Origin of the sequence: Mesorhizobium sp. M7A.F.Ca.US.010.02.1.1 (assembly GCF_004023085.1) — a bacterium.
Taxonomy (GTDB): Bacteria; Pseudomonadota; Alphaproteobacteria; order Rhizobiales; family Rhizobiaceae; genus Mesorhizobium.
In genome coordinates, this window is sequence record NZ_RZRV01000048.1 from 20,734 (window position 1) to 45,269 (window position 24,536).

The 24,536-nt window shown below is 63.0% G+C and carries 25 protein-coding genes and 1 pseudogene; 24 read left to right on the plus strand and 2 right to left on the minus strand.

Annotation, left to right across the window (positions count from 1 at the left end; all coding sequences use genetic code 11):
* Positions 1-45: 45 nt before the first annotated feature.
* The gene (locus EOA19_RS30500; RefSeq protein WP_245486379.1) at positions 46-822 is read right to left on the minus strand and encodes a DUF2066 domain-containing protein; all 777 of its coding nucleotides are present in this window, start codon (positions 820-822) and stop codon (positions 46-48) included.
* A gap of 247 nt (positions 823-1,069) precedes the next feature.
* Here EOA19_RS30500 and EOA19_RS30505 point away from each other — a divergent pair, with 247 nt between their 5' ends.
* The 20 genes from EOA19_RS30505 to EOA19_RS30600 all read left to right on the plus strand — a co-directional run bounded on the left by EOA19_RS30505 (position 1,070) and on the right by EOA19_RS30600 (position 20,998).
* Positions 1,070-2,113, plus strand: coding sequence for an enoyl-CoA hydratase/isomerase family protein (locus EOA19_RS30505; protein WP_128305708.1), 1,044 nt, complete (start codon positions 1,070-1,072; stop codon positions 2,111-2,113).
* Entirely contained in the window at positions 2,110-2,532 is a 423-nt protein-coding gene (locus EOA19_RS30510; RefSeq protein WP_023810222.1) for a DUF6163 family protein, read from the plus strand. Before EOA19_RS30505 ends, EOA19_RS30510 begins: the two co-directional genes overlap by 4 nt.
* Before the next feature lie 238 nt (positions 2,533-2,770).
* Positions 2,771-3,286 (plus strand): winged helix DNA-binding protein, encoded by a 516-nt coding sequence (locus tag EOA19_RS30515; RefSeq protein ID WP_008875359.1) that lies wholly within the window; start codon positions 2,771-2,773, stop codon positions 3,284-3,286.
* A gap of 176 nt (positions 3,287-3,462) precedes the next feature.
* A complete protein-coding gene (locus EOA19_RS30520) occupies positions 3,463-3,861 on the plus strand; it encodes a hypothetical protein (protein WP_128305709.1) in 399 nt (132 codons plus the stop codon).
* Between the two features lie 362 nt (positions 3,862-4,223).
* Positions 4,224-5,477 (plus strand): L,D-transpeptidase family protein, encoded by a 1,254-nt coding sequence (locus EOA19_RS30525; protein WP_128305710.1) that lies wholly within the window; start codon positions 4,224-4,226, stop codon positions 5,475-5,477.
* Between the two features lie 140 nt (positions 5,478-5,617).
* On the plus strand, positions 5,618-7,264 hold the full coding sequence (locus EOA19_RS30530) for a Na+/H+ antiporter (RefSeq protein ID WP_128305711.1): 1,647 nt from the start codon (positions 5,618-5,620) through the stop codon (positions 7,262-7,264).
* A 179-nt stretch (positions 7,265-7,443) separates the two neighbouring features.
* The gene (glyA, locus tag EOA19_RS30535; protein ID WP_128305712.1) at positions 7,444-8,757 is read left to right on the plus strand and encodes a serine hydroxymethyltransferase; all 1,314 of its coding nucleotides are present in this window, start codon (positions 7,444-7,446) and stop codon (positions 8,755-8,757) included.
* A gap of 76 nt (positions 8,758-8,833) precedes the next feature.
* Positions 8,834-9,484, plus strand: a complete 651-nt coding sequence (locus EOA19_RS30540) for a hypothetical protein (protein WP_128305713.1) — start codon at positions 8,834-8,836, stop codon at positions 9,482-9,484.
* A 170-nt stretch (positions 9,485-9,654) separates the two neighbouring features.
* The gene (gene nrdR / locus EOA19_RS30545; protein WP_023810227.1) at positions 9,655-10,134 is read left to right on the plus strand and encodes a transcriptional regulator NrdR; all 480 of its coding nucleotides are present in this window, start codon (positions 9,655-9,657) and stop codon (positions 10,132-10,134) included.
* A gap of 2 nt (positions 10,135-10,136) precedes the next feature.
* Positions 10,137-11,252 (plus strand): bifunctional diaminohydroxyphosphoribosylaminopyrimidine deaminase/5-amino-6-(5-phosphoribosylamino)uracil reductase RibD, encoded by a 1,116-nt coding sequence (ribD, locus tag EOA19_RS30550; RefSeq protein WP_128305714.1) that lies wholly within the window; start codon positions 10,137-10,139, stop codon positions 11,250-11,252.
* Positions 11,252-11,869 carry a riboflavin synthase gene (locus tag EOA19_RS30555; protein WP_128305715.1) on the plus strand — a complete coding sequence of 206 codons (618 nt, stop codon included), beginning with the start codon at positions 11,252-11,254 and terminating at the stop codon, positions 11,867-11,869. The genes ribD and EOA19_RS30555 overlap by 1 nt, the downstream gene beginning before the upstream one ends.
* Positions 11,870-11,909: 40 nt before the next feature.
* Complete coding sequence (locus EOA19_RS30560; protein ID WP_128305716.1) at positions 11,910-12,071, plus strand: DUF1778 domain-containing protein; 162 nt, start codon at positions 11,910-11,912, stop codon at positions 12,069-12,071.
* A 107-nt stretch (positions 12,072-12,178) separates the two neighbouring features.
* A complete protein-coding gene (gene ribH / locus EOA19_RS30565) occupies positions 12,179-12,673 on the plus strand; it encodes a 6,7-dimethyl-8-ribityllumazine synthase (protein ID WP_128305717.1) in 495 nt (164 codons plus the stop codon).
* Positions 12,670-13,170 (plus strand): transcription antitermination factor NusB, encoded by a 501-nt coding sequence (gene nusB / locus EOA19_RS30570; RefSeq protein ID WP_023798402.1) that lies wholly within the window; start codon positions 12,670-12,672, stop codon positions 13,168-13,170. The genes ribH and nusB overlap by 4 nt, the downstream gene beginning before the upstream one ends.
* Positions 13,167-14,384, plus strand: a complete 1,218-nt coding sequence (locus tag EOA19_RS30575) for an MFS transporter (RefSeq protein WP_128305718.1) — start codon at positions 13,167-13,169, stop codon at positions 14,382-14,384. Before nusB ends, EOA19_RS30575 begins: the two co-directional genes overlap by 4 nt.
* Positions 14,385-14,558: 174 nt before the next feature.
* On the plus strand, positions 14,559-15,470 hold the full coding sequence (locus EOA19_RS30580; protein WP_128305719.1) for an ABC transporter substrate-binding protein: 912 nt from the start codon (positions 14,559-14,561) through the stop codon (positions 15,468-15,470).
* 302 nt (positions 15,471-15,772) lie between these two features.
* Positions 15,773-16,936, plus strand: coding sequence for an ABC transporter permease (locus EOA19_RS30585; RefSeq protein ID WP_023810234.1), 1,164 nt, complete (start codon positions 15,773-15,775; stop codon positions 16,934-16,936).
* Positions 16,933-17,871 (plus strand): ABC transporter ATP-binding protein, encoded by a 939-nt coding sequence (locus EOA19_RS30590; protein ID WP_023810235.1) that lies wholly within the window; start codon positions 16,933-16,935, stop codon positions 17,869-17,871. The genes EOA19_RS30585 and EOA19_RS30590 overlap by 4 nt, the downstream gene beginning before the upstream one ends.
* A complete protein-coding gene (locus tag EOA19_RS30595; RefSeq protein ID WP_128305720.1) occupies positions 17,868-18,617 on the plus strand; it encodes an ABC transporter permease in 750 nt (249 codons plus the stop codon). The genes EOA19_RS30590 and EOA19_RS30595 overlap by 4 nt, the downstream gene beginning before the upstream one ends.
* Before the next feature lie 239 nt (positions 18,618-18,856).
* On the plus strand, positions 18,857-20,998 hold the full coding sequence (locus EOA19_RS30600) for a sodium-translocating pyrophosphatase (protein ID WP_128305721.1): 2,142 nt from the start codon (positions 18,857-18,859) through the stop codon (positions 20,996-20,998).
* 267 nt (positions 20,999-21,265) lie between these two features.
* Here EOA19_RS30600 and EOA19_RS30605 read toward each other — a convergent pair whose 3' ends face one another.
* The gene (locus tag EOA19_RS30605) at positions 21,266-21,778 is read right to left on the minus strand and encodes an outer membrane protein assembly factor BamE (RefSeq protein WP_023810238.1); all 513 of its coding nucleotides are present in this window, start codon (positions 21,776-21,778) and stop codon (positions 21,266-21,268) included.
* A gap of 114 nt (positions 21,779-21,892) precedes the next feature.
* On the opposite strand from EOA19_RS30605, the gene EOA19_RS30610 reads away from it, so the two are divergent.
* The 4 genes and pseudogenes from EOA19_RS30610 to EOA19_RS30625 all read left to right on the plus strand — a co-directional run.
* Complete coding sequence (locus EOA19_RS30610; RefSeq protein ID WP_023810239.1) at positions 21,893-22,441, plus strand: ubiquinol-cytochrome C chaperone family protein; 549 nt, start codon at positions 21,893-21,895, stop codon at positions 22,439-22,441.
* On the plus strand, positions 22,438-22,986 hold the full coding sequence (locus EOA19_RS30615; RefSeq protein WP_128305722.1) for a DUF177 domain-containing protein: 549 nt from the start codon (positions 22,438-22,440) through the stop codon (positions 22,984-22,986). The genes EOA19_RS30610 and EOA19_RS30615 overlap by 4 nt, the downstream gene beginning before the upstream one ends.
* A gap of 113 nt (positions 22,987-23,099) precedes the next feature.
* Positions 23,100-24,170 (plus strand): phosphate acyltransferase PlsX, encoded by a 1,071-nt coding sequence (plsX, locus tag EOA19_RS30620; RefSeq protein ID WP_023810241.1) that lies wholly within the window; start codon positions 23,100-23,102, stop codon positions 24,168-24,170.
* 9 nt (positions 24,171-24,179) lie between these two features.
* A pseudogene (locus EOA19_RS30625) lies at positions 24,180-24,536 on the plus strand (3-oxoacyl-ACP synthase); the annotation flags it as partial.

Genomic DNA, 24,536 nt, shown 5'->3' on the forward strand with positions numbered 1-24,536 from the left:
CCGCTGACCAATGCGGCACGATTGTGCCAGCGACGCGGTCGAGGTCTATTCGGGTTGCCCATTGCCTGACAGAATCTGTGCTGCGCCCCTGATGGCGACACGGAAAGCTTCGTCGAAGCCGACACCGCGCACCTGCCAGATGTAGGTCTTGCCGGCCATGGCCAGCCGCCAGTCGGCGATCCAGCCCAGTTCCTTGTCGCTCCAGATGAGACTGCCGGAAAGCGCTTGGTCGGCGCCGGCCTTCTTCGCGAGTGTGTCGAGCTTTGTCATCTGGGCATTGCGAAGCGCCCGATCGTCCAATCCGGCCTGCGCCAGCTGTGCTGCCGTGGGAAAAGCCACCTGCATGGCCAGCGGTACGGCGGCATTGCCGAACGATTCGCGCATCGGCATGCCACGGTCGCCATCGGCATCGAGCGCGTAATGCATTGTTCCGCGCTCCGTCGCCAAAAACACCGCCAGCCGTGGCCGCGCGGTCAGCCATGGCCTGCTGCCGAGCGAAGCAAGCACCGGGTCGATCACTTCAGGCTTGTACTGGCAGTAAAGGTTGTGAGGCCGGTCGTAGGTGCCTTGATCGTCATGGTTGGGAATGCCTTCCATGCGGTCGCGATAGCGAAAGCCAGCGACGAAGCTGCCGGTCTTATCATGCAATACCGTCATTTCAGGTTTCGCCGGCAGGCGCTGATCACCGGAAATCCGCACCAGAACCGCGTCGAGACAGCGCTTGAAGCCGGACTGGCGGTTCTTCTCGTACTTGCCGTTGACGATGGTCTGCGAACTGTAGAGGTCTTCCAAAGTCCCCGCCATGACAGGGTGAACAGCCAAGCAGATGCTCAGCCCAATTGCCACCGGCGCAAAGCGTGAAAATCGAGTCATAACCAATCGTCCCGTTCGAAGACCCGCCAGAGCTGCGCTGCAATGAACTCTATCCAGTTTTTCAGTATTGCAGCTCGATTTTTAGTACCGGCTCCTGGTCCGGGCCAGAGCTTGCACCGGTGTGCTCGCCATTGACGCACCCATGCGCCACGCTTTAGCACTTCAGTCCCGGCGGCCGGGGGAGGGATTCTTCACGATGGATTTTGGCGGAGGCGACGAGATCCGCTTCGAACATCTGGGCCGGGCCGGCGTCGTCACCTTGACGCGGCCGCAGGCGCTCAATGCCTTGACGCACCGCATGATCGGGGCGCTCGACGCTGCCCTTTCCGCCTGGGAGACCGACCAGGGCGTCGATGTCGTCGTCGTCAGGGCCGAGGGCAGGGCCTTTTCGGCCGGCGGCGATATCCTGCATGTCTATGAGACAGGCCGGGCGGGAAAACCGCCGGTCGAGTTCTTCGCCGACGAATATCGCCTCAACGCCCGCATCAACAGTTATAGGAAACCTTATGTGGCCCTGATCGACGGCATCGTCATGGGCGGTGGTGTCGGAATCTCCTTCCATGGCTCGCACCGGGTGATGACCGAGAATGCCCAATTTGCCATGCCGGAGGTCGGCATCGGCTTTTTTCCGGATGTTGGCGCCAGCCACCTGCTGCCTGATCTCGGCGGCTCCTTCGGCATGTATCTGGCGCTGACCGGCAATCGCATCCGCTATGGCGATGCGCTGTGGTCGGGGCTGGCCACCCACACCATCAAGGCCGAGGACCAGGCTGGCTTCCTCGACCGGCTGACACTGACCGGCGATCCGGAATCGGTGCTGCGCGGCTTCTTCGTGCAGGCAAGGCGAGAAACCGACAGACCGATGCTGGAGGCGATTGTCCGCCATTTTTCGCAACCGTCCCTGAACCGCGTCATCGACAGCCTCGAGCGTGCGGCCGCCGCCGATGAGTTCGCGGCAAAGACACTGGCGACGATCCGCACCTGCTCGCCGACCAGCCTGCGCGTCGCCTGGCGGCAGATCAGCGCCGGACTGACGCTGTCCATGGAAGCCTGCATGAAAATGGAGTTCCGCATCCTCAACCGGATGCTCGCCGGCCATGATTTCTACGAAGGTATCCGCGCCGCCATCATCGACAAGGGCTCGAAGCCGCAATGGCGGCCGGCAAGCCTCGCTGCGGTCAGCGAAGCGGATGTCGATGCCTATTTCGCTCCGCTCGGCGAACGGGAACTCTTGATATGAGCGAGGTGACCTCGAGGCGCGTCGTGCTGCAGCCCTCCGGGGTGGAGGTGATCTTCGCCTGGTTCCAGCGCGTCATATCGGGCTACTGCCTGCTGTTCGGCATTCTCTACTGGATCAGGTTGATCGGCTTTTATCCGGGTACGCTGTGGCGGTTCGACCTGATGCCCGTGCACTGGCAGGTCGCGGCGGTGGTGCTCGCCGTGTTCTTCCCCTTTGCCGCTGCCGGCCTGTGGATGCTGGCGTCCTGGGGCCCGGTGATCTGGTTCATTTGCGCGGTGACCGAGACGGTCATGTATGCCGGCTTTCCCGAGCTATTCGGCCATCGCTTGCTGATTGTCGTCTCGCATGCGGCGGTGGCGGTGCTCTACATTGTCTTCCGCGTCGTCATCTACCTGCAGAAGCGCCCGGTCCGCCACTAAGCCGTTGAACCCATTGGCGGCCCGGCTGTCGCCTCGAATGAGCCCCGCAATCGTTGCCGAAATCTTTAGGTTAATTATCCTTGCTCGGGTGACCGTTCGTTAAGCCTCTTGCGAAACCTCTTACCGGTAAGCTCTTGTTAGCCCTAGCGTTTAAGTCGAATTTTATGAGTATTCGATAGTGTCGCGATCAAGGTGAAAAACAAAAAATCACCAGGGCGACAAACGAGAGGCAAAGACAATGATCAATTCGCGTCCGGCGGCGAAGACCGCCAACGTATCCGACGATCGCCGCGAGGCTATCCGTTCCCTGTACATGGAATCGCTGCAGCTTGTTGAGCGGTTGCACCGCCGCCTGCTTGATGTGATCAAGGACGAATTCGACCGCAACGGCCGTTCCGACATCAATGCCATCCAGGCGCTGCTGCTGTTCAATATCGGCAATTCCGAGCTGACCGCCGGCGAGCTGCGCTCGCGTGGCTACTATCTCGGCTCGAACGTCTCCTACAATCTGAAGAAGCTGGTCGATCTCGGCTTCATCAACCACCAGCGCTCGCGCATCGACCGCCGTTCGGTCCGTGTCTCGCTGACGCCGAAGGGCAACGAGGTGGCGGAGGTCGTTGCCGGCCTCTACGAGCGTCATGTCGGCTCGATCGAACAGGTCGGCGGCATCAACACCGACGAGTTCAAGCAGATGAACCGCGCTTTGCAGCGGCTCGACCGCTTCTGGAACGACACCATCGCCTACCGGATGTAAGGCGCCGCATCGGATCCGGCCCGCGCCACAGAAGCGCGGCCGAAATATCGACCTTCAGTCAGGGCCGGTGCCGAGAGGCATCGGCCTTTTCTTTTCCTGATCCCAAAGCCCAAATATCCGGCCAGGTTTGCTTTCGCTGCAGCAGTGCCTAATGTCACGGCCTGGAGGGGCGCGTTATGGGTGAGGGAAAACGCTCGAAGATTTGCTCGGTTGCCGCAGTGCTTTTGTTGGTCTCGCAAACGGCTTTTGCCGAGGAGTGGTGGAAGGATTCTTTCGCTGGGGAAGGCAGCGAGCCCTGTGACAACAATGACTCGATAGTGACGTTTACCGACAAAGCAATGGAGATGTGGGAGGTCCGCTGCACGTTGGACAAGGTTCAGAAGATCAACCGCCTGGATGTCGTCATCCTGGATATGACGTGTACGGATGGCGAGAGCACAGACAAGAGGCGGGAGCTGCTGCTCAAACTCGAGGACAACAAAGTCCTGCGCTACCCCCAGCATGAGGTGTTGCAACGATGTTCGGAATTGAAGGCGAAGCCAGGTCCGGGCCCAAAGGTTGAAACCTCACACTGAGGGATCGTGAGGATAGGCAGCGCGTCTCGTGGAGCGGCCGAACCGCCGTCTGCTTGACGCGATCAAGGATGCCGATCGATACCGAAAAAGCACGGGCCTTTCATTTCGCTGCGGCGCCCGATGCAAATCGCGGGCCAAGGCCACGTTGCCGCCATATTCCAGTGGAACCGAGAGTGGCAGTGATGCTGGTGTGAAGACCACGCGTTCACCCGCAATCCGTATTGCGCCTGGGCGCTGTCACACCAAGGTGATACGGAGCATGGTTGGCTAATTGTTAAGATTGCCAATTTTACAGTGCGGGCGAGATCGCCCGGTGATCAACGCAGCAAGTGATCGAACTGCTACAAATGTCTGGAACGTCCATGAGAACCAGCCGTCGTTTTTTCCTCTCCGGAGCCTCCGCGCTCGCAGCAGCGGTGGTCGCCGGCGGCGCCAATGCGCAAGATGTGATCGGTGATATCCTGAAATCCTCGGCGCGCGGCAATTGGGACGACCAGTTCGACGCCCGCGCCAGCGAGGGCGGCAAGGTGGCCTCGACGCTGCCGATCTTCAGTCCGCAGACCGTCGTCTTCACAGAACAGGCGGCCGGGCAATACCAGAACATTGTCGGGCAGGGTGGCTGGATCGAGGTTCCCGCGACCAAGAAGCTGCAGCTTGGCGTTGATGATCCCGATGTGGTGCCGTTGCGCAAGCGGCTGATAGTTTCCGGCGACCTGTCGCAGAGCGCCGGCATTTCGACGGCTTTCGATTCTTATGTCGACTCGGCGGTCAAGCGCTTCCAGCTGCGCCACGGTCTGCCTGCCGATGGTGCGCTCGGCAAATACACCTATGCGGCGATGAACGTTTCGGCGCAGATCCGGCTCGGCCAGCTGCAGACCAATCTGCAACGGCTGCGCGAGAAGGCCGGCACGCTGGGCAGCCGCTACGTGCTGGTCGACATTCCGGCAGCGCAGGTCGAAGCGGTCGAGAACGATCGCGTCGTGCTTCGCCACACCGCGATCGTCGGCAAGATCGACCGGCAGACGCCGATCGTCAATTCCAAGATCAATGAGATCATCGTCAATCCATACTGGAACGCGCCCGTCTCGATCGTGCGCAAGGACATCATTCCGCTGATGCGGAAAAATCCCGATTATCTCAAGAACAGCCACATCCGCCTGTTCGCGCCCGATGGCAGCGAAGTCGATCCGATGAATGTGGACTGGTCGACCGACGACGCCGCCAAGTACCGTTTCCGCCAGGATCCCGGCTCGGAAAACGCCATGGCCTCGGTGAAGATCAATTTCCCGAGCCCTGACGGCGTCTACATGCACGACACGCCGCAGCAGAGCCTGTTCGGCAAGATGCTGCGTTTCGATTCCTCGGGCTGCGTGCGCGTGCAGAATGTGCGCGACCTCGTCACCTGGATCCTGCGCGACACGCCCGGCTGGGATCGCCAGCATTTCGAGGCGGCGATCAAGACCGGTGAAAACACGCCGATCCAGGTCACCAATCCGGTGCCGGTCCACTTCCTCTATCTCTCGGCCTGGTCGACCGGTCCAGGCGTGGTGCAGTTCCGCGACGACGTCTACGCGCTTGATGGCAACAACGAACTGCAGATCACGTCTGCGCTGTAAGCATTTGATTCTTATCTAAAAAGGCCGCCTCTCAGGGCGGCCTTTTTATTGATTGGGTGCCGCGGCGTTTTTCACGGGACGGGCGGCTGGACGGATCGGCCGGCTTTGCGCATGGTCGGCGGAAAGCCTGGAACCGGACCATGGAAGTCGCCGTCTTCATTCTGGTCGTGCTCGTCTTCGTGGCGCTTTCCGGCGCTCTGGTTCGCCTGGTGCGGGTGCCGTTGCCGGTGCTGCAGATTGCGATCGGTGCCGCGCTCGCCTGGCCGGTGCGCGGCATCCATGTCGAGATCAATCCGGAACTGTTTCTGCTGGTGTTCATTCCGCCGCTGCTGTTCGGCGATGCCTATGGCGCACCGAAGCGTGAACTGATGGCGCTGCGCGGACCGATCCTGGATCTGGCCATAGGGCTGGTCTTCTTCACCATCGTCGGCTTCGGCTACGCCTTGCACTGGCTGGTGCCGAGCATCCCGCTGGTGGTCGCTTTTGCGCTTGCCGCGGTGCTGTCGCCGACCGACGCGGTGGCCGTGTCCTCGATCGTCGACAGAAATGTCGTCCCGGCGCGGCTGATGCACATTCTGGAAGGCGAGTCGCTGCTCAACGATGCGTCGGGGCTGGTCATGTTCCGCTTTGCCGTCGCGGCGGTGCTGACCGGCAGCTTTTCCCTTGCCGCGGCTTCGCTCAGTTTTCTCTATGCCGTGGCGATCGGCATCCTGATCGGCGTGGCGGCGCTGTTCGTTGCCGCCAAGCTGCTGCAACTGCTCAACCGGATCGGCGGCGTGCCGGCCGAGGCGCAGGTGCTGGTGATGGTCCTGCTGCCCTTCATCGCCTATCTCGGCGCCGAGCATGTCGGAGCTTCCGGCATCCTGGCGGCGGTCACCGCCGGCCTGCTCACCGGCGGCTCCGGCGTGTTTCGCTTCCTCGGTGTCTCGGCGCGCATGCAGACGATGTCGCTGTGGACGACGCTTTCCTTCGTTTTCAACGGCGCTCTCTTCATCGTGCTCGGCCTGCAGCTTCCCGACATCATCCGCCATGTGCCGCCGGAACTCATGAGCCTGCACCCGATCATCCAGCCGATCGCGACCGTCATCGCGCTGACGCTGTGCCTGATCGCGTTGCGCTTCCTGTGGATCTGGGTGGGCGATATCGCGGCCGGCATCGCCGCGCGTCTGGGCAAGCGCAAGGTGGAGCCGTTCGGGTTGCGCGTGCGGCTTGCCGGTTCGGTGGCCGGCGTGCGCGGCGCCATTACGCTGGCCGGCATATTGTCGCTGCCGCTCGCCATGCCGGACGGCTCGCCTTTTCCGGCGCGCGACCTGGTCATTTTCCTGGCCGCTGGCGTCATCATCTGTTCGCTGGTCTTCGCCAGCCTCGCTCTGCCGACGATCGCCAGGGGGCTGGTCGAACCGGGCGAGGATGCCGGCGCAGCCGAGGAGCGCCTGGCGCGTGTCGGCGCCGCCAAGGCGGCAATCGCACGCATCGAGAGCATCGCTGGAGTTGGTGACGATGAGGGAGGCGATGTGCCCGGCGCCAGGCTTGCCGCTGCCGACAGCATCGTCGCTGGCTACCGGCGCCGCATCGCCGCCTCGGACGAAGCCGATGAGGCCCGCGCTGAGGCGCGCGAAGCCGGAAGGCTGGAACTCGAGCTGAGATTTGCGGGCATCGAAGCCGAGCGCGAGGCCGTACGCGCCATGTTTCGCCGGGGCGAGATCAACGACCACACGTCGCAGGCGCTGTTTACCGAGATCACGCTCACCGAGGCCTTGCTGAGAGGCCGCAAGGCGAGGAAATAGCGACCTGAAGGCTTCGCTGGCGCAATCCGGCCAGCAAATTTCGCGCCGCAAACGTGGCGGGGCGAAAACAACTGTGTTAATGGCCCGGCAAATGCAGGTCGCCCAAAAGTGTGCAGCGGTTTTGGGACAACGACTTGCATAAATCGAAAATTGCCCCCGAACCCCGAGGATTTCAGGCCATGGCAACAGCAGCGGCAGTGTCGAACAAATTCGAATCCTTCTTCGAAACCACGCTAGAAGATGCCGATCCGGAGATTTTTGGCGCCATCCGCAACGAACTCGGCCGCCAGCGCCACGAGATCGAGCTGATCGCCTCGGAAAACATTGTTTCCCGCGCCGTGCTTGAGGCGCAGGGCTCGATCATGACCAACAAATATGCCGAGGGCTATCCCGGCAAGCGCTATTATGGCGGCTGCCAGTTCGTCGATGTGGCCGAGGAACTGGCCATCGAGCGCGCCAAGAAGCTGTTCGGCTGCAACTTCGCCAACGTCCAGCCGAACTCCGGCAGCCAGATGAACCAGGCGGTGTTCCTGGCGCTCTTGCAGCCGGGCGACACGTTCATGGGCCTCGACCTCAATTCCGGCGGCCATCTGACCCATGGTTCGCCGGTCAACATGAGCGGCAAATGGTTCAAGGTCGTCTCCTACGGCGTGCGCCAGGACGACCATCTGCTCGACATGGACGCCATCGAGAAGACCGCCCATGAGACCAGGCCGAAGCTGATCCTGGCCGGCGGCACCGCCTATTCGCGCGTCTGGGACTGGAAGCGGTTTCGCGAGATCGCCGATGCGGTCGGCGCCTATCTGATGGTCGACATGGCGCACATCGCCGGCCTGGTCGCCGGCGGCGTGCATCCGTCGCCGCTGCCGCATGCCCATGTCGTGACCACCACGACGCATAAATCGCTGCGCGGCCCGCGCGGCGGCATGATCCTGTGCAATGACGAGGACATCGCCAAGAAGATGAATTCGGCGGTGTTCCCAGGCCTGCAGGGCGGCCCGCTGATGCATGTCATCGCCGCCAAGGCTGTCGCTTTCGGCGAAGCGCTGAAGCCAGGCTTCAAGGTCTATGCCGAGAGCGTTGCCGCCAACGCCAAGGCGCTCGCCTCAAGCCTCAAGGAGACCGGTCTCGACATCGTCTCCGGCGGCACCGACAACCATCTGATGCTGGTCGATCTGCGCCCGAAGAACGCCACCGGCAAGCGCGCCGAGGCAGCGCTCGGCCGCGCCAACATCACCTGCAACAAGAACGGCATTCCGTTCGACCCGGAAAAGCCGTTCGTCACATCCGGCGTGCGTCTCGGCACCCCGGCCGGCACCACGCGCGGCTTCGGCCAGGCCGAATTCCGCGAGATCGGCAAGCTGATCGCCGAAGTGCTGGACGGTCTCAAGGTCGCCAATTCCGACGAGGGCAATGCCGCTGTCGAAGCTGCGGTCAAGGCCAAGGTCGTGGCGCTGACCGATCGTTTCCCGCTCTATCCCTATCTCGGCTGACGCGATAGGAAGTCTTACCGCCTGCTGCAACCACAAGCGTCGTTGCAGCAGGCCGGGGCGGCCGGCAGGAGCCTTGATGATGCGACCATTTCGTTTCGCCGACCTTGGCGCCGTTGGCGCTCTGGCCGCTTTGATCGCCGTGCCTTTCCCCGGCATCGCCTTGGCGCAAACCGCCCCTGCTCAAGCCGCGCCCGCGCAACCCGCACCTCAGCCCGAGCCGGCGGCGCCCGCCCAGCCGGCACCCAAGCTCGAAACTTTCGGCAGATGGTCGACCCTGGTCGACGAGGTCGACACCGGTGAGGATCTGCGCAAGACCTGCGCTGCCTCGACCGCCTTTATCGGCGCGGGCGGCGTGCCCGGTACCTTGACGCTCGTCATCACGAACGGCGATGCACTGCCGCCGGATGCCTACCCGTCCGTAACGATCGCCGTCGACAACAAGGATCTGCCGGCCGGCAAGTCCGTCGCCGCCACCTTCGGCGACGACAAGGGCCGTGTTGCCGCAAAACTCCATTCCGATGGCGCCGTCAACGGCCGGCTCAGCTGGACCGTGGACAACCAGGCCAAGACCAGCCTGGCGCTCCTGCGCGCCATGCGGCGGGCATCGGTGCTTGACGTCTCCTTCGGCGACGCGCCGGTTGGAAGCATATCCATGGACGGCTTCACCAAGGCCTATCGCAGTCTCGGCACATCATGCGGATTTCCGACCGCCGACGTCGCTCCCTGAAGACATCGGTACGCTGTGCGGCCGCCTGGCGAGGCTGGCAATCCTGCTTGCGCCTCGCTATCTCTGTGCGACGAGGGGCTCTGAAGGGCGATTGTTGGCGACACTTTGCCATCGCTGCAAAAACCTCTAAGCCTTTCGCTTCACCAGATTCGCCAACCAAAGGCTTCTCCATGCGCTGTCCCTATTGCCAGTCGGAAGATACGCAGGTGAAGGATTCGCGCCCCGCCGAGGATGGCGCGGCGATCCGCAGGCGGCGCGTCTGCCCCGATTGCGGCGGTCGCTTCACCACCTTCGAGCGCGTGCAGTTGCGCGACCTCGTCGTGGTCAAGAAATCGGGCCGCAAAGTACCCTTCGACCGCGACAAGCTGCTGCGTTCGGTGGAGATCGCCGTGCGCAAACGCAATGTCGATCCCGAGCGCATCGACCGCGCGGTGACCGGCATCGTGCGCCAGCTCGAAAGTTCCGGCGAGACTGAGGTTGCTTCGGGAGAAGTCGGCCGGCTGGTCATGGAAGCGCTGAAATCGCTCGACGATGTCGCCTATGTGCGTTTCGCCTCGGTCTACCGCAATTTTCGCGAGGCCAAGGATTTCCACGAACTGCTGGGCGAGCTCAAGGGCGACGAAATCAAGGGTGAAGAGGAAGCCAGCTGAGCATGACTGCAAGCGAACAGGCCGCCCTTGATCGCCGCTTCATGGCGGCGGCACTCAGACTGTCGCGAAAAAATGCCGGGCGCACCGGGACCAACCCCTCCGTCGGCACGCTGATCGTACGCGATGACGGCAATGGCCCGATGATCGTCGGCACCGGCGTCACCGCTGTCGGCGGCCGCCCGCATGCCGAGACCGAGGCCTTGGCCGAGGCCGGCGACCTCGCGCGCGGCGCCACCGCTTACGTCACGCTGGAGCCTTGCGCCCATCACGGCCGCACGCCGCCTTGCGCCAATGCGCTGGTCAATGCCGGTGTCGCACGCGTCGTCGGTGCGGCCAGCGATCCCGATTCGCGCGTATCCGGCAAGGGTTACGCGATCCTGCGTGCCGCCGGTGTCGAGGTGGTCGAGAAGGTGTTGGCCGAGCAAGCCGCCGAGCAGATGGCCGGCTATTTGATCCGATCATTGAGAAAACGCCCGGAAGTGATTCTCAAGCTTGCGCTTTCCAGCGACGGCAAGATCGGCAGGGAAGGCGGTGGGCAGGTGTCGATCACCGGAGATATCGCGCGCCGCGAAGTGTATCTGATGCGGGCCGAGGCGGATGGCATACTGGTTGGTATCGGGACGGCCCTTGAGGATGATCCGGCCCTGACGGTGCGTTTGCCGGGGCTGGAGAACCGTTCGCCTGCCCGCATCGTGCTCGACCGCCAGATCCGGTTGCCGGAGGCCTCGAAGCTGGTTTCGGGCGTCGACCGGGTGCCGCTCTATGTCGCCGCCTGCCTGGAGGCCGATCCGCTGCGGCGGGCAGCACTCGACCGCGCAGGCGTGCGCTTCATCGGCACTGAAACACATGAGGGCGGCATCGCTCTGCCGGAACTGCTCGAGGATCTGGCCGCGCTCGGCATGGGCAGCGTGCTGGTCGAGGGCGGCGCCAAGGTGGCGAGCGCCTTCCTGGCCGATGGGCTGGTCGACCGCATTGTGTTGTTCCAGGGGCCGGAAGCGATCGGCGACGACGGCATTGCATCGCCGATCGACGCCGACCATATCCCGGCAGGATTTCGCAAACTGCGCGACATGCGTTTCGGCGAAGACAGCTACGCCGAGTGGATAAGGGATATCTGATGTTTACCGGGATTGTCACCGATGTCGGCACTGTCGCTTCCGTCAAGCCGCTCAGGGAAGGGGTGGGGTTGCGCATCGACACCGCCTATGACCCGCAGACCATCGCCATCGGCGCCTCGATTTCCTGCGGCGGCGTCTGCCTGACGGTTACGGGCTTGCCCGACAGCGGCTCGAACGCGCGCTGGTTCGAGGTCGAGGCCTGGGAAGAGGCGCTCAGGCTGACGACGGCGATGGGGTGGAAATCGGGCACGCGGATCAATCTGGAGCGGGCGCTGAAGATTGGCGACGAGCTCGGCGGTCACATCGTTTCGGGTCATGTCGACGGCATGGCCGAGATCGTCGAGCGCAAGGATGAGGGTGACGCCGTGCGCTTCACGCTGGAGGCGCCGCGCGACCTGGCGAAGTTCATCGCGCCCAAGGGCTCCGTCGCGCTCGACGGCACCTCGCTCACCGTCAACAAGGTGGAAGGCATGCGCTTCGACGTACTTTTGATCCACCACTCGCTGACCGTGACCACCTGGGGCGAGCGCAAGGTCGGTGACCGCGTCAATCTCGAGATCGACACCATGGCCCGCTACGCGGCGCGGCTGGTGGAGGCCGCGAAAGGGGGGCTTTGATGACCAAGAACAGAGTCAATTCCACGCAGGCAAAAAGCCGATGCGTGAGACACAGACCGGTGTGAACACCGAAGAACACTCGCGGTTTGATCTGTCCGTCAACGACAGCAGAGTCTTCGTTGAAGCCTTGATCAATCCTCGATCGGTGAACGATCGTCTGCGCGATACCGTGCGTGGCTACCGTCACAATACAGGCGTGTGAGCACTGGAAACCAATAAGTTCTGCGGACCTTCGGCAACGTGGACAATCTTCCGCTTGCGATGAACCCGGCTTCGGCCTAAGTCACCGGCAACTCCCCGGAGACTTTTATGGCTGGTACATCCCAACACGGCAAAGCCTTCATTCGTCCGAAGGCGAAGGCGCATCTGCTCATTGTCGAAGCGCGCTTTCACGACGACCTTGCCGACGCGCTGCTCGATGGCGCGACAAGCGCGCTCGATGAAGCGGGCGCGACTTATGATGTCGTCACCGTTCCAGGTTCGCTCGAGATCCCCGCGGTGATTACCTTCGCGTTGGACGGCGCGACGGAAGGCGGCACGAGTTATGACGGCTTTGTCGCGCTCGGCACCGTCGTCCGCGGCGACACCTATCATTTCGACATTGTCGCCAATGAATCCAGCCGCGCGCTCATGGATTTGAGCGTGCAGGACTCGGTCTGCATAGGCAATGGCATCCTCACCACCGAGAACGACGCACAGGCGTGGACGCGGGCCAAGCGCTCGGAGGGTGACAAGGGTGGTTTCGCGGCGCGTGCGGCGCTGACCATGATCGCCCTCAAAGAACAATTGGGAGCGCGATCGTGAGCGAACCCGCTTCGCCCGGCCAGCCTGCGGTGCGCCACGCCAACAAGCGCGGTGCTGCCCGTCTGGCCGCCGTACAGGCGCTCTACCAGATGGATGTGGCCGGTAGCGGCGTCTTCGAGATCACCGCCGAATACGAGGCGTTTCGCCTTGGCAAGGAAGTCGACGGTGCGCTCTACCGCGAGGCCGATGCGCAATGGTTTCGCGCTATTCTGGCGGGTGTCGTCGAGAACCAGAAGACCATCGATCCGATCATCCGCCAGGCGCTGACCGAGGACTGGCCATTGTCGCGGCTCGATTCGACGCTGCGTGCCATTCTGCGTGCCGGCGTCTACGAGTTGATGAAGCGCGAGGATGTCCCCGTCGCGGTCATCGTCTCCGAATATGTCGACATCGCCAAGGCCTTCTACGAGGAGGACGAGCCGAAGCTGGTCAATGCCGTGCTCGACCGTGTGTCACGCCGGGTGCGTGGCGAAGGGCGCGGCAAGGACGCATCATGACGGCCATCGCCTTCGAGGCTGGTCAGGAGGCGCGCCGCACCGCTTTGATCCTCGCCGCCTCGCAGGCGATCATCGGCTCGGCGGCCCCCATCGCCATCTCCGTGGGGGCGCTGGCCGGGCAATATCTGCTTGGTCCCGACAAATCATTGGCGACAGCGCCGATCACCGGCTTCAACATCGGCGTGGCGCTCGGCGCGCTGCCTGCGGCGGCTATCATCCGTAGTATGGGCCAGCGCGGCGGTTTCATGACCGGCACGATCGTCACGGCGCTCGGTGGCCTGATCGCCACGCTAGCGCTTTTTCAAGGCAGCTTCTGGCTGTTTGCCTTTGGCTTGCTCACGATCGGTGTCGGCGGCGCCTTCGTCCAGCAGTTCCGCTTCGCCGCCGCCGACAACGCACCGCCTGAATTCAAGGCGCGCGCCATCTCCTTCGTGCTGGCCGGCGGCATCGTCACCGCCATCCTCGGACCGCAGATCGTCATCTTCACCCGCGAATTGCTTGCGCCGGTCATGTTTGCCGGTTCGTTCGTCTCCATCCTGCCGCTGGCAGCGGTCGGCGCCATCATCCTGTCGTTCCTGCGGCTGCCGACGAAAGCATCCGGCAAGGTGGAGATCGCCGACAGCGACGCCAGGCCGCTGGCTGAAATCGTCACGCAGCCGCGTTTCGTCGCCGCGCTTTTCTGCGCGGTTGGCAGCTATGCGCTGATGAGCTTCGTCATGACGGGCGCACCGCTGGCCATGGTCGGTTGCGGCCTGTCGGAGAACGACGCGACGCTCGGCATCTCCTGGCACGTCATGGCGATGTTCGCGCCAAGCTTCTTCACCGGCTCGCTGATCCATCGCTTTGGCGCCGAACGCATTGTGGCCACCGGCCTGATCCTGCTCATCGGCTGCGCCATTGTCGCTCTGTCGGGCCTGGCGCTGTGGCAGTTCTGGACGTCGCTGATCCTGCTAGGCCTTGGCTGGAACTTCGGCTTCATTGGCGCGACCGCGATGGTGGCCGCCACCTACCGGCCGTCGGAAAAGGGCAAGGTGCAAGGCTTCCACGACTTCGTCCTGTTCGGCTCCGTCGCCTGCGCCTCGCTGATGTCGGGCATGGTCTACAATGCCTGGGGCTGGGAGATGCTGAACTGGATAGTCTTTCCGGTCACCGTCCTGTGCTTCGTGGCGCTCGGCGCGCTCAAGCTGACGAGCTTGCGCAAAGCCGAAGCCTGATCCATCCGCCGTTTCACCTGACGGCGCTGTCAGCACGATGTCGGTCGAATTTACCGCTCCGTAACAAAATATTGCGTCTGTACCTATTGTTATGAAACCGTGTGCCCCGACTGGCCGTTGAAGCCATGCTCATATGCGGTCACCGCGTTTCGGTTCATAGCAAGGGGTTTCACAATGTTTTCAGTCAAGTTTCTGGCCGGCGCGGCATTGGCGCTCGGCATTACGGTGGCTACCGCCAATGCCCAGGTGGTTGTCTCTTCCAAGATCGACACAGAGGGCGGCGTGCTCGGCAACATCATCCAGCTCGTGCTCAACGCCAACAACATCAAGACATCGGACCGTATCCAGCTCGGTGGCACGCCGGTGGTGCGCAAGGCGATCACCGCCGGCGAGATCGACATCTATCCCGAATATACCGGCAACGCCGCTTTCTTCTTCGAAAAGGCCGACGACCCGGTCTGGAAAGACGCCGCCAAGGCCTATGAAACGGCCAAGAAGCTCGACTATGACGCCAACAAGATCGTCTGGCTGTCGCCGTCGCCCGCAAACAACACCTGGGCGATCGCGCTGCGCAAGGAAGTCGCCGAGACCAACAAACTTGCCACGCTCACCGACTTCGGCAAATATGTCGCGGGCGGCGGTCAGGTGGTGCTGGCGGCTTCCGCCGAGTTCGTCAATTCGGCGGCTGCGCTTCCGGCTTTCCAGACCACCTATGGCTTCACGCTGAAGCCGGACCAACTGATCACCCTTTCGGGCGGCGACACGGCGGCAACCATCGCAGCGGCCGCCAACCAGACCAACGGCGCCAACGCGGCCATGGTCTACGGCACCGATGGCGGCATCGCACCGTCCGGCCTCGTCGTGCTCGACGACGACAAGGGCGTGCAGCCGGTCTACCAGCCGGCGCCGATCATCCGCGAAGCGGTGCTGAAGGAACATCCCGAGATCGAGACGCTGCTGAAGCCGGTCTTCGCCAAGCTCGACCTCGTCACGCTGCAGGAGCTGAACGGTCGCGTGCAGGTCGGCGGCGAGCCGGTCAAGGGCGTCGCCGAGGACTTTTTGAAGAAGAACGGGTTTTTAAAGTAGTCAGTGACACCGGTGCAAGGCACCCCCCTCTGGAAGCTGCTGATCTCCCCCCTTGCGGGGGAGATGTCCGGCAGGACAGAGGGGGGTGCTGTCCCGCCGACCTCCCAACCCGTCAAAGGTGCGTGCCTCGACAGGGTTGCTTCTGAACAAGCCGACACCCGAAAGTTGGCGATCCTTCACACCCCCCTCTGGCCTGCCGGCCGTCTCCCCCGCAAGGGGGGAGATCGGATATCGCGTCGGTTTTCGCCAATCCCCAAAGAAAGCTGCGCGATGTGGCAAATCGCCCCTCATGAGGGGCAACCATGACTCCCCGCTTCGACAAGCTCGGCGTGGTCATCGCCGCGATATCAGCCTACGCGGCTTTTGCCGCGCCCTTTGCCACGTTCCGTGCCAACCGCATCGTCCCCGGCCAGGCGCGCTCGATTCTCGAGGCGCTGCCGGCAACGACCGGGACGCTGCTGCTCGCCATCATTGTCGCCGCAGCACTCATCGCGCTGTTCAAGACACCACTTGTGCTGCGCCTTGCCGCCAGCGTGATGGCGCTTGCCGCGCTCGCGCTGCTGATCGGTGTCGCCGGAACATTTCTCACGCCGGCGGGCAACACCTTCGCCAGAGTTTCGCCAGCCTCCGGTTTCTGGATTCTGATCTTTGCCTTCACGCTTTTGCTCGCCGACGTGCTGACAAGGCTGAACCTGTCGCCATTGGCGCGGGTTGGCGTGCTTGTGGTCGCGGCTTTGGCGATCGGGCTGCTGTTGATTTCGGGAAGCTGGGACAATCTGTCGATCCTGAAGGAATATTTCAACCGCGCCGACAGTTTCTGGGCGGAGGGCTCCAAGCATGTGACGCTGGCGCTCGGTTCGCTGGCCGCCGCGGTGATCGTCGGCCTGCCGCTCGGCATCCTGTGCCATCGCGTCGAAAATCTGCGGGCCGGGGTTCTCAACGTGCTCAACATCATCCAGACCATTCCCTCGATCGCGCTGTTCGGCCTGCTGATCGCGCCGCTCGGCTGGGTTGCCGCGCATGTGCCGGGGGCTGCCGCGCTCGGTATTCGCGGCATCGGCACCGCTCCCGCCTTCGTCGCGTTGTTCCTTTACTCGCTGCTACCGGTGGTGGCCAACACGGTGGTCGGTCTCGCCGGCGTGCCGCGCGCGGCCAACGACGCGGCGCGCGGCATGGGCATGACCGACAGGCAGCGCCTGTTCGGCATCGAGTTTCCGCTGGCTTTTCCTGTCATCCTCACCGGCATCCGTATCGTTTTGGTGCAGAACATCGGCCTCGCCACCATTGCCGCGCTGATCGGCGGCGGCGGTTTCGGCGTGTTCGTCTTCCAGGGTGTGGGTCAGACGGCAATGGACCTTGTGCTGCTCGGCGCCGTGCCGACGGTCGCGCTCGCCTTTGCCGCCGCCATCATCCTCGATGCGGTGATCGAAATGACCGCCACCAAGCGCAGGGTTGAAACGGCATGATCGAGATCGAAGGCATCACTAAGCGCTATGACGCGACGACCGTGGTCGATGACGTGTCGATGGTCATCGAGCCGCGCACCATCGCCGTCATTGTCGGCACGTCCGGTTCCGGCAAGACGACGCTGCTGCGCATGATCAACCGGCTGGTCGAGCCGACCTCGGGCATCATCAAGCTCGACGGCGCCGACAATCGTTCGCTGCCCGGCTACGAGTTGCGCCGGAGCATCGGCTACGCCATCCAGGGTCACGGCCTGTTTCCGCATCGCACGGTGGCACAGAACATTGCCACCGTGCCGGTGCTGCTTGGCTGGGACAAGGACCGTATCAAGGCCCGGGTCGACGAGCTGATGACGCTCTATCAGCTCGATCCCGAAGCCTTCGGGCCGCGCTATCCGCACGAACTGTCCGGCGGCCAGCAGCAGCGCGTCGGCGTTGCCCGCGCACTCGCCGCCGAGCCCAACGTGCTGTTGATGGACGAACCGTTCGGCGCCCTCGACCCGATCATCCGCACCAAGGCGCAGGAGGATCTGCTGGCGATCCAGAAGCGCTTCGGCACCACCATCATCCTCGTCACCCACGACATGGAAGAGGCCGTGCATATGGGCGACAAGATCGCGGTCATGGATGCCGGCAAGCTGGTGCAATACGCCAAGCCCGCCGAGATCCTGGCAAAGCCGGCAAGCGCCTTCGTCGAGACCCTGGTTGGCGCCAGCGAGCGGCCATTCCGGTTGCTGTCGCTCGGCCGGGTCCGCGATGCCGTGGAGAAGGGCTCCGCCGAAGGCGAGGCGATCCCCGGCGATGCCAGCCAGCGCGACGCGCTGGCCGAATTGCTGTGGTCGGGCCGGCCGGCGCTGCCGGTCTCAGGCACCGACGGCAAGCCGCTTGGCCGCGTGACCATCGACGGGCTGGTGAAGCGCGCGGCGAGGCCGGCATGAAGGCCTGGCTTCCATCGCTGCTCAGGCTAGCCTTGGTGGTGCTGCTCGTTGCCTTCGTCACCAATCCGGGCTGGTTCGAGCCGCTGCTGAAGCCGCTGACCGAAAACAATGCGCCGGTGATCTACAATCAGGGCAGCCTGCTGACACTGACATTGCTGCATTTGCGCACGGTTCTGATCGCCACCGTGGCCGCAACCATCGTCGCGGTGGCGCTTGCCATCCTGGTCACCAGGCCGGCCGGCGCCGAATTCCTGCCGCTATCGCGCAGCCTGGTCAACATCGGCCAGACCTTTCCGCCGGTGGCGGTGCTGGCGCTTGCGGTGCCGGCCGTCGGCTTCGGCGAGAAGCCGACGCTGATCGCCCTGTTTCTCTACGGCCTGTTGCCGATCTTCGAAAATGCGCTGACCGGCCTGACGACGCTGCCGGCCAATGTCGTCGAAGCGGCGCGCGGCGCCGGCATGACCGGTTGGCAAAGGCTCACCAAGGTCGAGCTGCCGCTCAGCGCCCCGATCATTCTCGGCGGCATCAGGCTGTCGGTGGTGATCAGTCTTGCCACCGCGACCATCGGTTCGACCGTGGCAGCCAAAACGCTGGGCGAAGTGATCATCGCCGGGCTGTTGTCCAACAATCTCGCCTTCGTCCTGCAGGGCGGCCTGATCGTGGCAGCCCTTGCCGTGCTGATCTATGACGGTCTATCGGCGATCGAGCGCTACACGGCGCGCCGCATGGGCCGGGAGACCGAGTAGCCGCGTCTTGCGTCAAGGCCAATTTCAATCGATCTAATAGGAGAGTGCTAACGGCAGCCGCCGCTTGGCCCCAACCATTTAGGCGAAAGCCGGGCAAAAACCGAACAATATCTTGACGTTCGCAGCCCTGTTTCGCATACACCGCTGCGAAGAGGCGGATTCCGTGCACGGAATCCGGTCTTTGTCTCAACGGCCCAGGGAGGGGTTCTTTTGGGCCATCAATCGAGGAAAATCCGGCAATGACAATTATTTCCGCCGTCATCGCCTGCGGCCTGCTTTCAATCCTTTACGCCATCTGGGCGACACGTTCGGTCCTTGCGGCCGATCAGGGCAATGCACGCATGCAGGAAATCTCCGCGGCTATCCGCGAGGGCGCACAGGCCTATCTGGCGCGTCAGTACACCACCATCGCCATCGTTGGCGTCGTCGTCCTCGTGCTCGCCTGGTGGCTGCTGTCCATCACCGCCGCGATCGGCTTCCTGATCGGTGCAGTGCTTTCAGGCGCCGCCGGCTTCATCGGCATGCATGTCTCCGTTCGCGCGAATGTTCGTACGGCGCAGGCCGCATCGAACAGCCTCGCTGCCGGCCTCGACATCGCGTTCAAATCGGGCGCCATCACCGGCATGCTGGTTGCTGGCCTGGCCTTGCTCGGCGTTTCGATCTACTACCTCATCCTGACCCACTTCATGGGCCTCCAGCCCAATGATCGCATCGTCATCGACTCGCTGGTCTCGCTCGGCTTCGGCGCATCGCTGATCTCGATCTTCGCCCGTCTCGGCGGCGGCATCTTCACCAAGGGCGCCGACGTCGGCGGCGATCTCGTCGGCAAGGTCGAAGCCGGTATTCCCGAAGACGATCCGCGCAACCCGGCCACCATCGCCGACAATGTCGGCGACAATGTCGGCGACTGCGCCGGCATGGCCGCTGACCTGTTCGAAACCTATGCGGTGACCGTTGTCGCCACCATGGTTCTGGCTGCCATCTTCTTTGGCGGTACCGCCGTTCTGGGTGCAGCCATGCTTTATCCGCTCGCTATCTGCGGCGCCTGCATCCTGACCTCGATCGTCGGCACCTTCTTCGTCAAGCTCGGTTCCAACGGCTCGATCATGGGCGCACTCTACAAGGGCCTGATCGTCACCGGCCTGCTGTCCATCGTCGGCCTCGGCGTCGCCACCCATGTCACCCTCGGCTGGGGCGAGATCGGCACCGTCGCCGGCATGGTCATCACCGGCAAGAACCTGTTCATATGCGGCCTGGTCGGCCTCGTGGTGACCGGTCTCATCGTGGTCATTACCGAATACTACACCGGCACCAACAAGCGCCCGGTCAACTCTATCGCCCAGGCGTCGGTCACCGGTCACGGCACCAACGTCATCCAGGGCCTTGCGGTCTCGCTGGAATCGACGGCGCTGCCGGCGATCGTCATTGTCGGCGGCATCATCTCGACCTATCAGCTTGCCGGCCTCTTCGGTACGGCGATCGCCGTCACGACGATGCTCGGTCTTGCCGGTATGATCGTTGCGCTCGATGCCTTCGGCCCGGTCACCGACAATGCCGGCGGCATTGCCGAAATGGCCGGCCTGCCCAAGGAAGTGCGCCAGTCCACCGACGCGCTCGACGCGGTCGGCAACACCACCAAGGCGGTGACCAAGGGTTACGCCATCGGTTCGGCCGGTCTCGGCGCACTGGTGCTGTTTGCCGCCTACTCTAACGACCTGAAGTTCTTTGCCGCCAATGGCGACAAATATCCCTACTTCCAGGGCATGGGCGAGATCTCCTTCGATCTCTCCAACCCATACGTCGTCGCTGGCCTGATCTTCGGCGGTCTGATCCCGTATCTGTTCGGCGGCATCGCCATGACGGCCGTCGGCCGCGCGGCGGGCGCCATCGTCGAGGAAGTGCGCAAGCAGTTCCGCGAGGATCCGGGCATCATGGCTGGCACCTCGAAGCCGAACTACGCACGCGCGGTCGACCTGCTGACCAAGGCGGCAATCAGGGAAATGATCATCCCGTCGCTGCTGCCGGTGCTGGCGCCGCTCGTGGTCTATTTCGGCGTGCTGCTGATCTCGGGTTCGAAGGCGTCCGCTTTTGCCGCCCTTGGTGCCTCGCTGCTCGGCGTCATCGTCAATGGCTTGTTCGTCGCCATCTCGATGACCTCTGGCGGCGGTGCCTGGGACAACGCCAAGAAGTCCTTCGAAGACGGCTTTGTCGACAAGGACGGCGTCAAGCATCTCAAGGGTTCCGAAGCGCACAAGGCTTCGGTGACCGGCGACACGGTCGGCGACCCCTACAAGGACACCGCCGGTCCGGCCGTCAACCCGGCGATCAAGATCACCAACATCGTGGCGCTCTTGCTGCTGGCCGTGCTCGCGCACGGCTGATCAAAAGCATCCACTCGAAAACAGAACCCGCGGGAGCGATCCCGCGGGTTTTTTGTTGAAGCGATGACAACGTCGACCCTTCAGCGCTTCGCTTCGCCTAGGTCCTCCAGTGCGTGGTGTGCAAGCATCTCATCCAGGCTCGGCTCGCGTTTCCTTGGCCACGGCCACACCGGTGAACGATCCCCATAACAAAAACCCGCAGGATCGCTCCCGCGGGTTTTTGGTCGCCTGAGATGATGAGGCTTCCGAAATGGAAGCCGAAAGGAATTAGACGCCGCCGCCCGGAATGCTGGGTGCCAGCTTGCTGGCACCGTTGATGATCTGGCTGAGGAAGTTCTGGTCCTTGCCGCCGGTCGGTGTGGTGCGCGAGATGAAGTCGAACATCTTGCCGTCCTTCATCCCGTAATTGGCGATCTGGGTGACGCGGCCATCGGCGCCGAAATAGACCGCCAGCACATGCTGGTCAATCAGCCGTGGCTTGTCGAAGGCGACGTAGCGCTTGCGCGTCTGCGAAATGTAATAGAAGGCCTCGTTGTCGAAGGTCGCGGTCGTCGACGGCGTGCCGAGCGCCAGAAGCACCTGCTCGCGGCTCGAACCGACCGGCACCAGGTCGATTGCCTGCTGGTCTATGACGTAACCTTGCGTCAGCGTCTCACTTGGGCTGAGGTCGCCGATCATCTTGGAGGTGTGGCAGGCGGACAGTGCCGAAACGATCATCAGCAGCGAGATCGCGCCGGCGGGCCTGGACGAGAAGGTCGACTTGAAATTCAGCGCGCGCAACAACAACTCCATTAGCTGGCCGCAACTTGCGCTGGGCCGCGAAACCGGTAAACCAGCTTGCTTGCCGATGCAACAAGCCCACTTCAACAAACGGTCCCCAGGAGACCATCCCCAATGTTCCAGCGCTTTTTTGGCCGCGAACGCTACGCCAACCGCGCTATCACCGAGGCGCTTTACGCACAAATCGTGGCGGCGGCGCGGCAGACCGTGTTTTATTCCCACTGGAATGTGCCAGACACGCCGCTTGGCCGTTTCGAGATGCTGTCGCTGCACATGTTCCTGTTCCAGCACAGGTTGCGCGGGGAGGGCGGTGCGGCGCAAGAGGTCGCCCAGGTTCTGATCGACGAGTTCTTCCTCGACGTCGACCATTCGTTGCGGGAATTGGGCATTGGCGACGTGGGCGTGCCCAAACGCATGAAAAAGCTGGCAAAGATGTTTTATGGCCGAACCGCTGCCTATGACGATGCCCTGAAAAGAAACGACCATGAAGGGCTGACCGCGGCTCTTGCCCGCAATGTCCGGCCCGACGCGGGCGCCTGGCTGGAAGCATCGCTGCTGGCCAACTATGTTACCGACGCGCGCAGTCATCTGGCCGCGCAGACATCCGAATCGATTGTCTCCGGCACGCTGACCTTTCCCGCCGCCAAGGAGGTTGAACAATGAAGCATGTTGACCCGCAAAGCCCGGTCTCCTTCCGGGCAAACGTTACGCGCCTGCCGCAGAAGGGCCTGCCGCTGGTTATCGAGGCCGATGCCGCGCAGCGTGCGGCACTGGCCGAGGAGCACGGGCTGATTTTGGTCGAATCCTATCGCGCCGAGCTTCTGGTCGCGTCGTGGAAGCGCAATGGCGTGAAGATAAGCGGTCGCGTCGAAGCCGACATCACCCAGGCCTGCATCGTCACGCTCGAGCCTGTCGAGGCGCATATCGACGAACCGGTCGAAGCGCTGCTGCTGCCCGAGGATTCCAAGCTTGGACGGCAGGGTTTCGATGGTGGCGGCGAGATCCTGCTCGACGCGGAAGGCCCTGACAGTCCAGAGACATTTTCCGGTGACACGATCGATGTCGGGGCAATCGCCGAACAGTATTTCGGGCTCGCCATCGACCCCTATCCGCGCAAGCAGGGCGCATCGCTCAACACCGGCAGCGAGAACGAACCGGCGGAGAATGAATTTCAGCAAAAACTGCGATCCTTGCTGGGAAAATCCTGAAAAGCTCGCCCGCGACGGAAAAGTCGGTTGTGCGGCAGCCCAAAACCGTTATTTTCGCCGAACCTTCGCGGTCGCTAAAGCGACCTGCCGCCTAACCGTGAGATAAATACCGCGTGATCAGGATTTCCATCGATGCCATGGGCGGCGATCACGGACCAGCCGTGGTCATTCCAGCGCTCATGACGGTCGCGACCCGTCGTCCCGACATCCGCTTCGTCATCTTCGGGCGTGAGGAGGTCGTGCGCCCGGAGCTTGCCAAATTTCCCAAGCTCGCCGAGATCAGTGAATTCTTCCATTGCGAAATTGCGGTCAGGATGGACGACAAGCCGAGCCAGGCGCTGCGCCACGGCCGCTGGAAGTCATCAATGTGGAAGGCCGTCGAAGCGGTCAAGGCCGGCACGGCCGACGCCTGCATTTCCGCCGGCAACACCGGCGCGCTGATGGCGATGTCGAAATTTTGCCTGCGCACCATGGCCACCATCGATCGCCCGGCGATCGCAGCCCTTTGGCCGACATTGCGCGGCGAAAGCGTGGTGCTGGACGTCGGCGCGACCATTGGGGCCGATGCGCAACAGCTCATTGATTTTGCCATTCTCGGCACCGGCATGGCGCGCTCGGTCTTCGGCATAGCCCGGCCCAGCGTCGGCCTGCTCAATGTCGGCGTCGAGGAGATCAAGGGCCAGGAAGAGGTCAAGGAGGCCGGGCGCATGCTGCGCGAAGCCAACATGGCCTCGATGAACTATCACGGTTTCGTCGAGGGTGACGATATCGGCAAGGGCGTGGTCGACGTCGTCGTCACCGAAGGCTTTGCCGGCAACATCGCGCTGAAGACGGCGGAAGGCACGGTGCGCCAGATCGGTGGCTATCTGCGCGCCGCGATGAGCCGGACTCTGATGGCCAGGATCGGCTATATCTTCGCCAAGGGCGCCTTCGATCGCCTGCGCGAAAAGATGGATGTCGGCCGCTCCAATGGCGGCGTTTTCCTGGGGCTGAGCGGCATCGTCGTCAAAAGCCATGGCGGTGCTGATTCTGACGGGTTCGCCGCCGCGATCGAACTCGGCTATGACATGGTCCGCAACAACCTACTCGACCGCATCGAGGCCGATCTGGACCTGTTTCATGCGCGCAACCCGCGTGCCCTGTCAGCTAGGAAATCCGACGTCGTCACCGACGCAAAGGAATAGGAAAGAACTTTGATCAGATCAGTCGTGCGCGGCACGGGCGCCGCGCTGCCCCGCCGAATCATGAAGAATGCCGATTTCGAAGGCATGGTCGAGACCTCTGACGAGTGGATCGCCCAGCGTACCGGTATTCGCCAGCGACATATCGCTGGTGACGACGAGACCACGGCTTCGCTCGGGGAAGCAGCGGCACGTGCCGCACTTGCCAATGCGGGCCTCACGCCCGCCGACATCGATCTGATCGTGCTGGCGACCTCGACGCCAAACAACACATTCCCGGCCACCGCCGTCGAGATCCAGAACCGGCTCGGCATGCATCACGGCTTTGCCTTCGACCTGCAGGCGGTCTGTTCGGGCTTCGTCTATGCC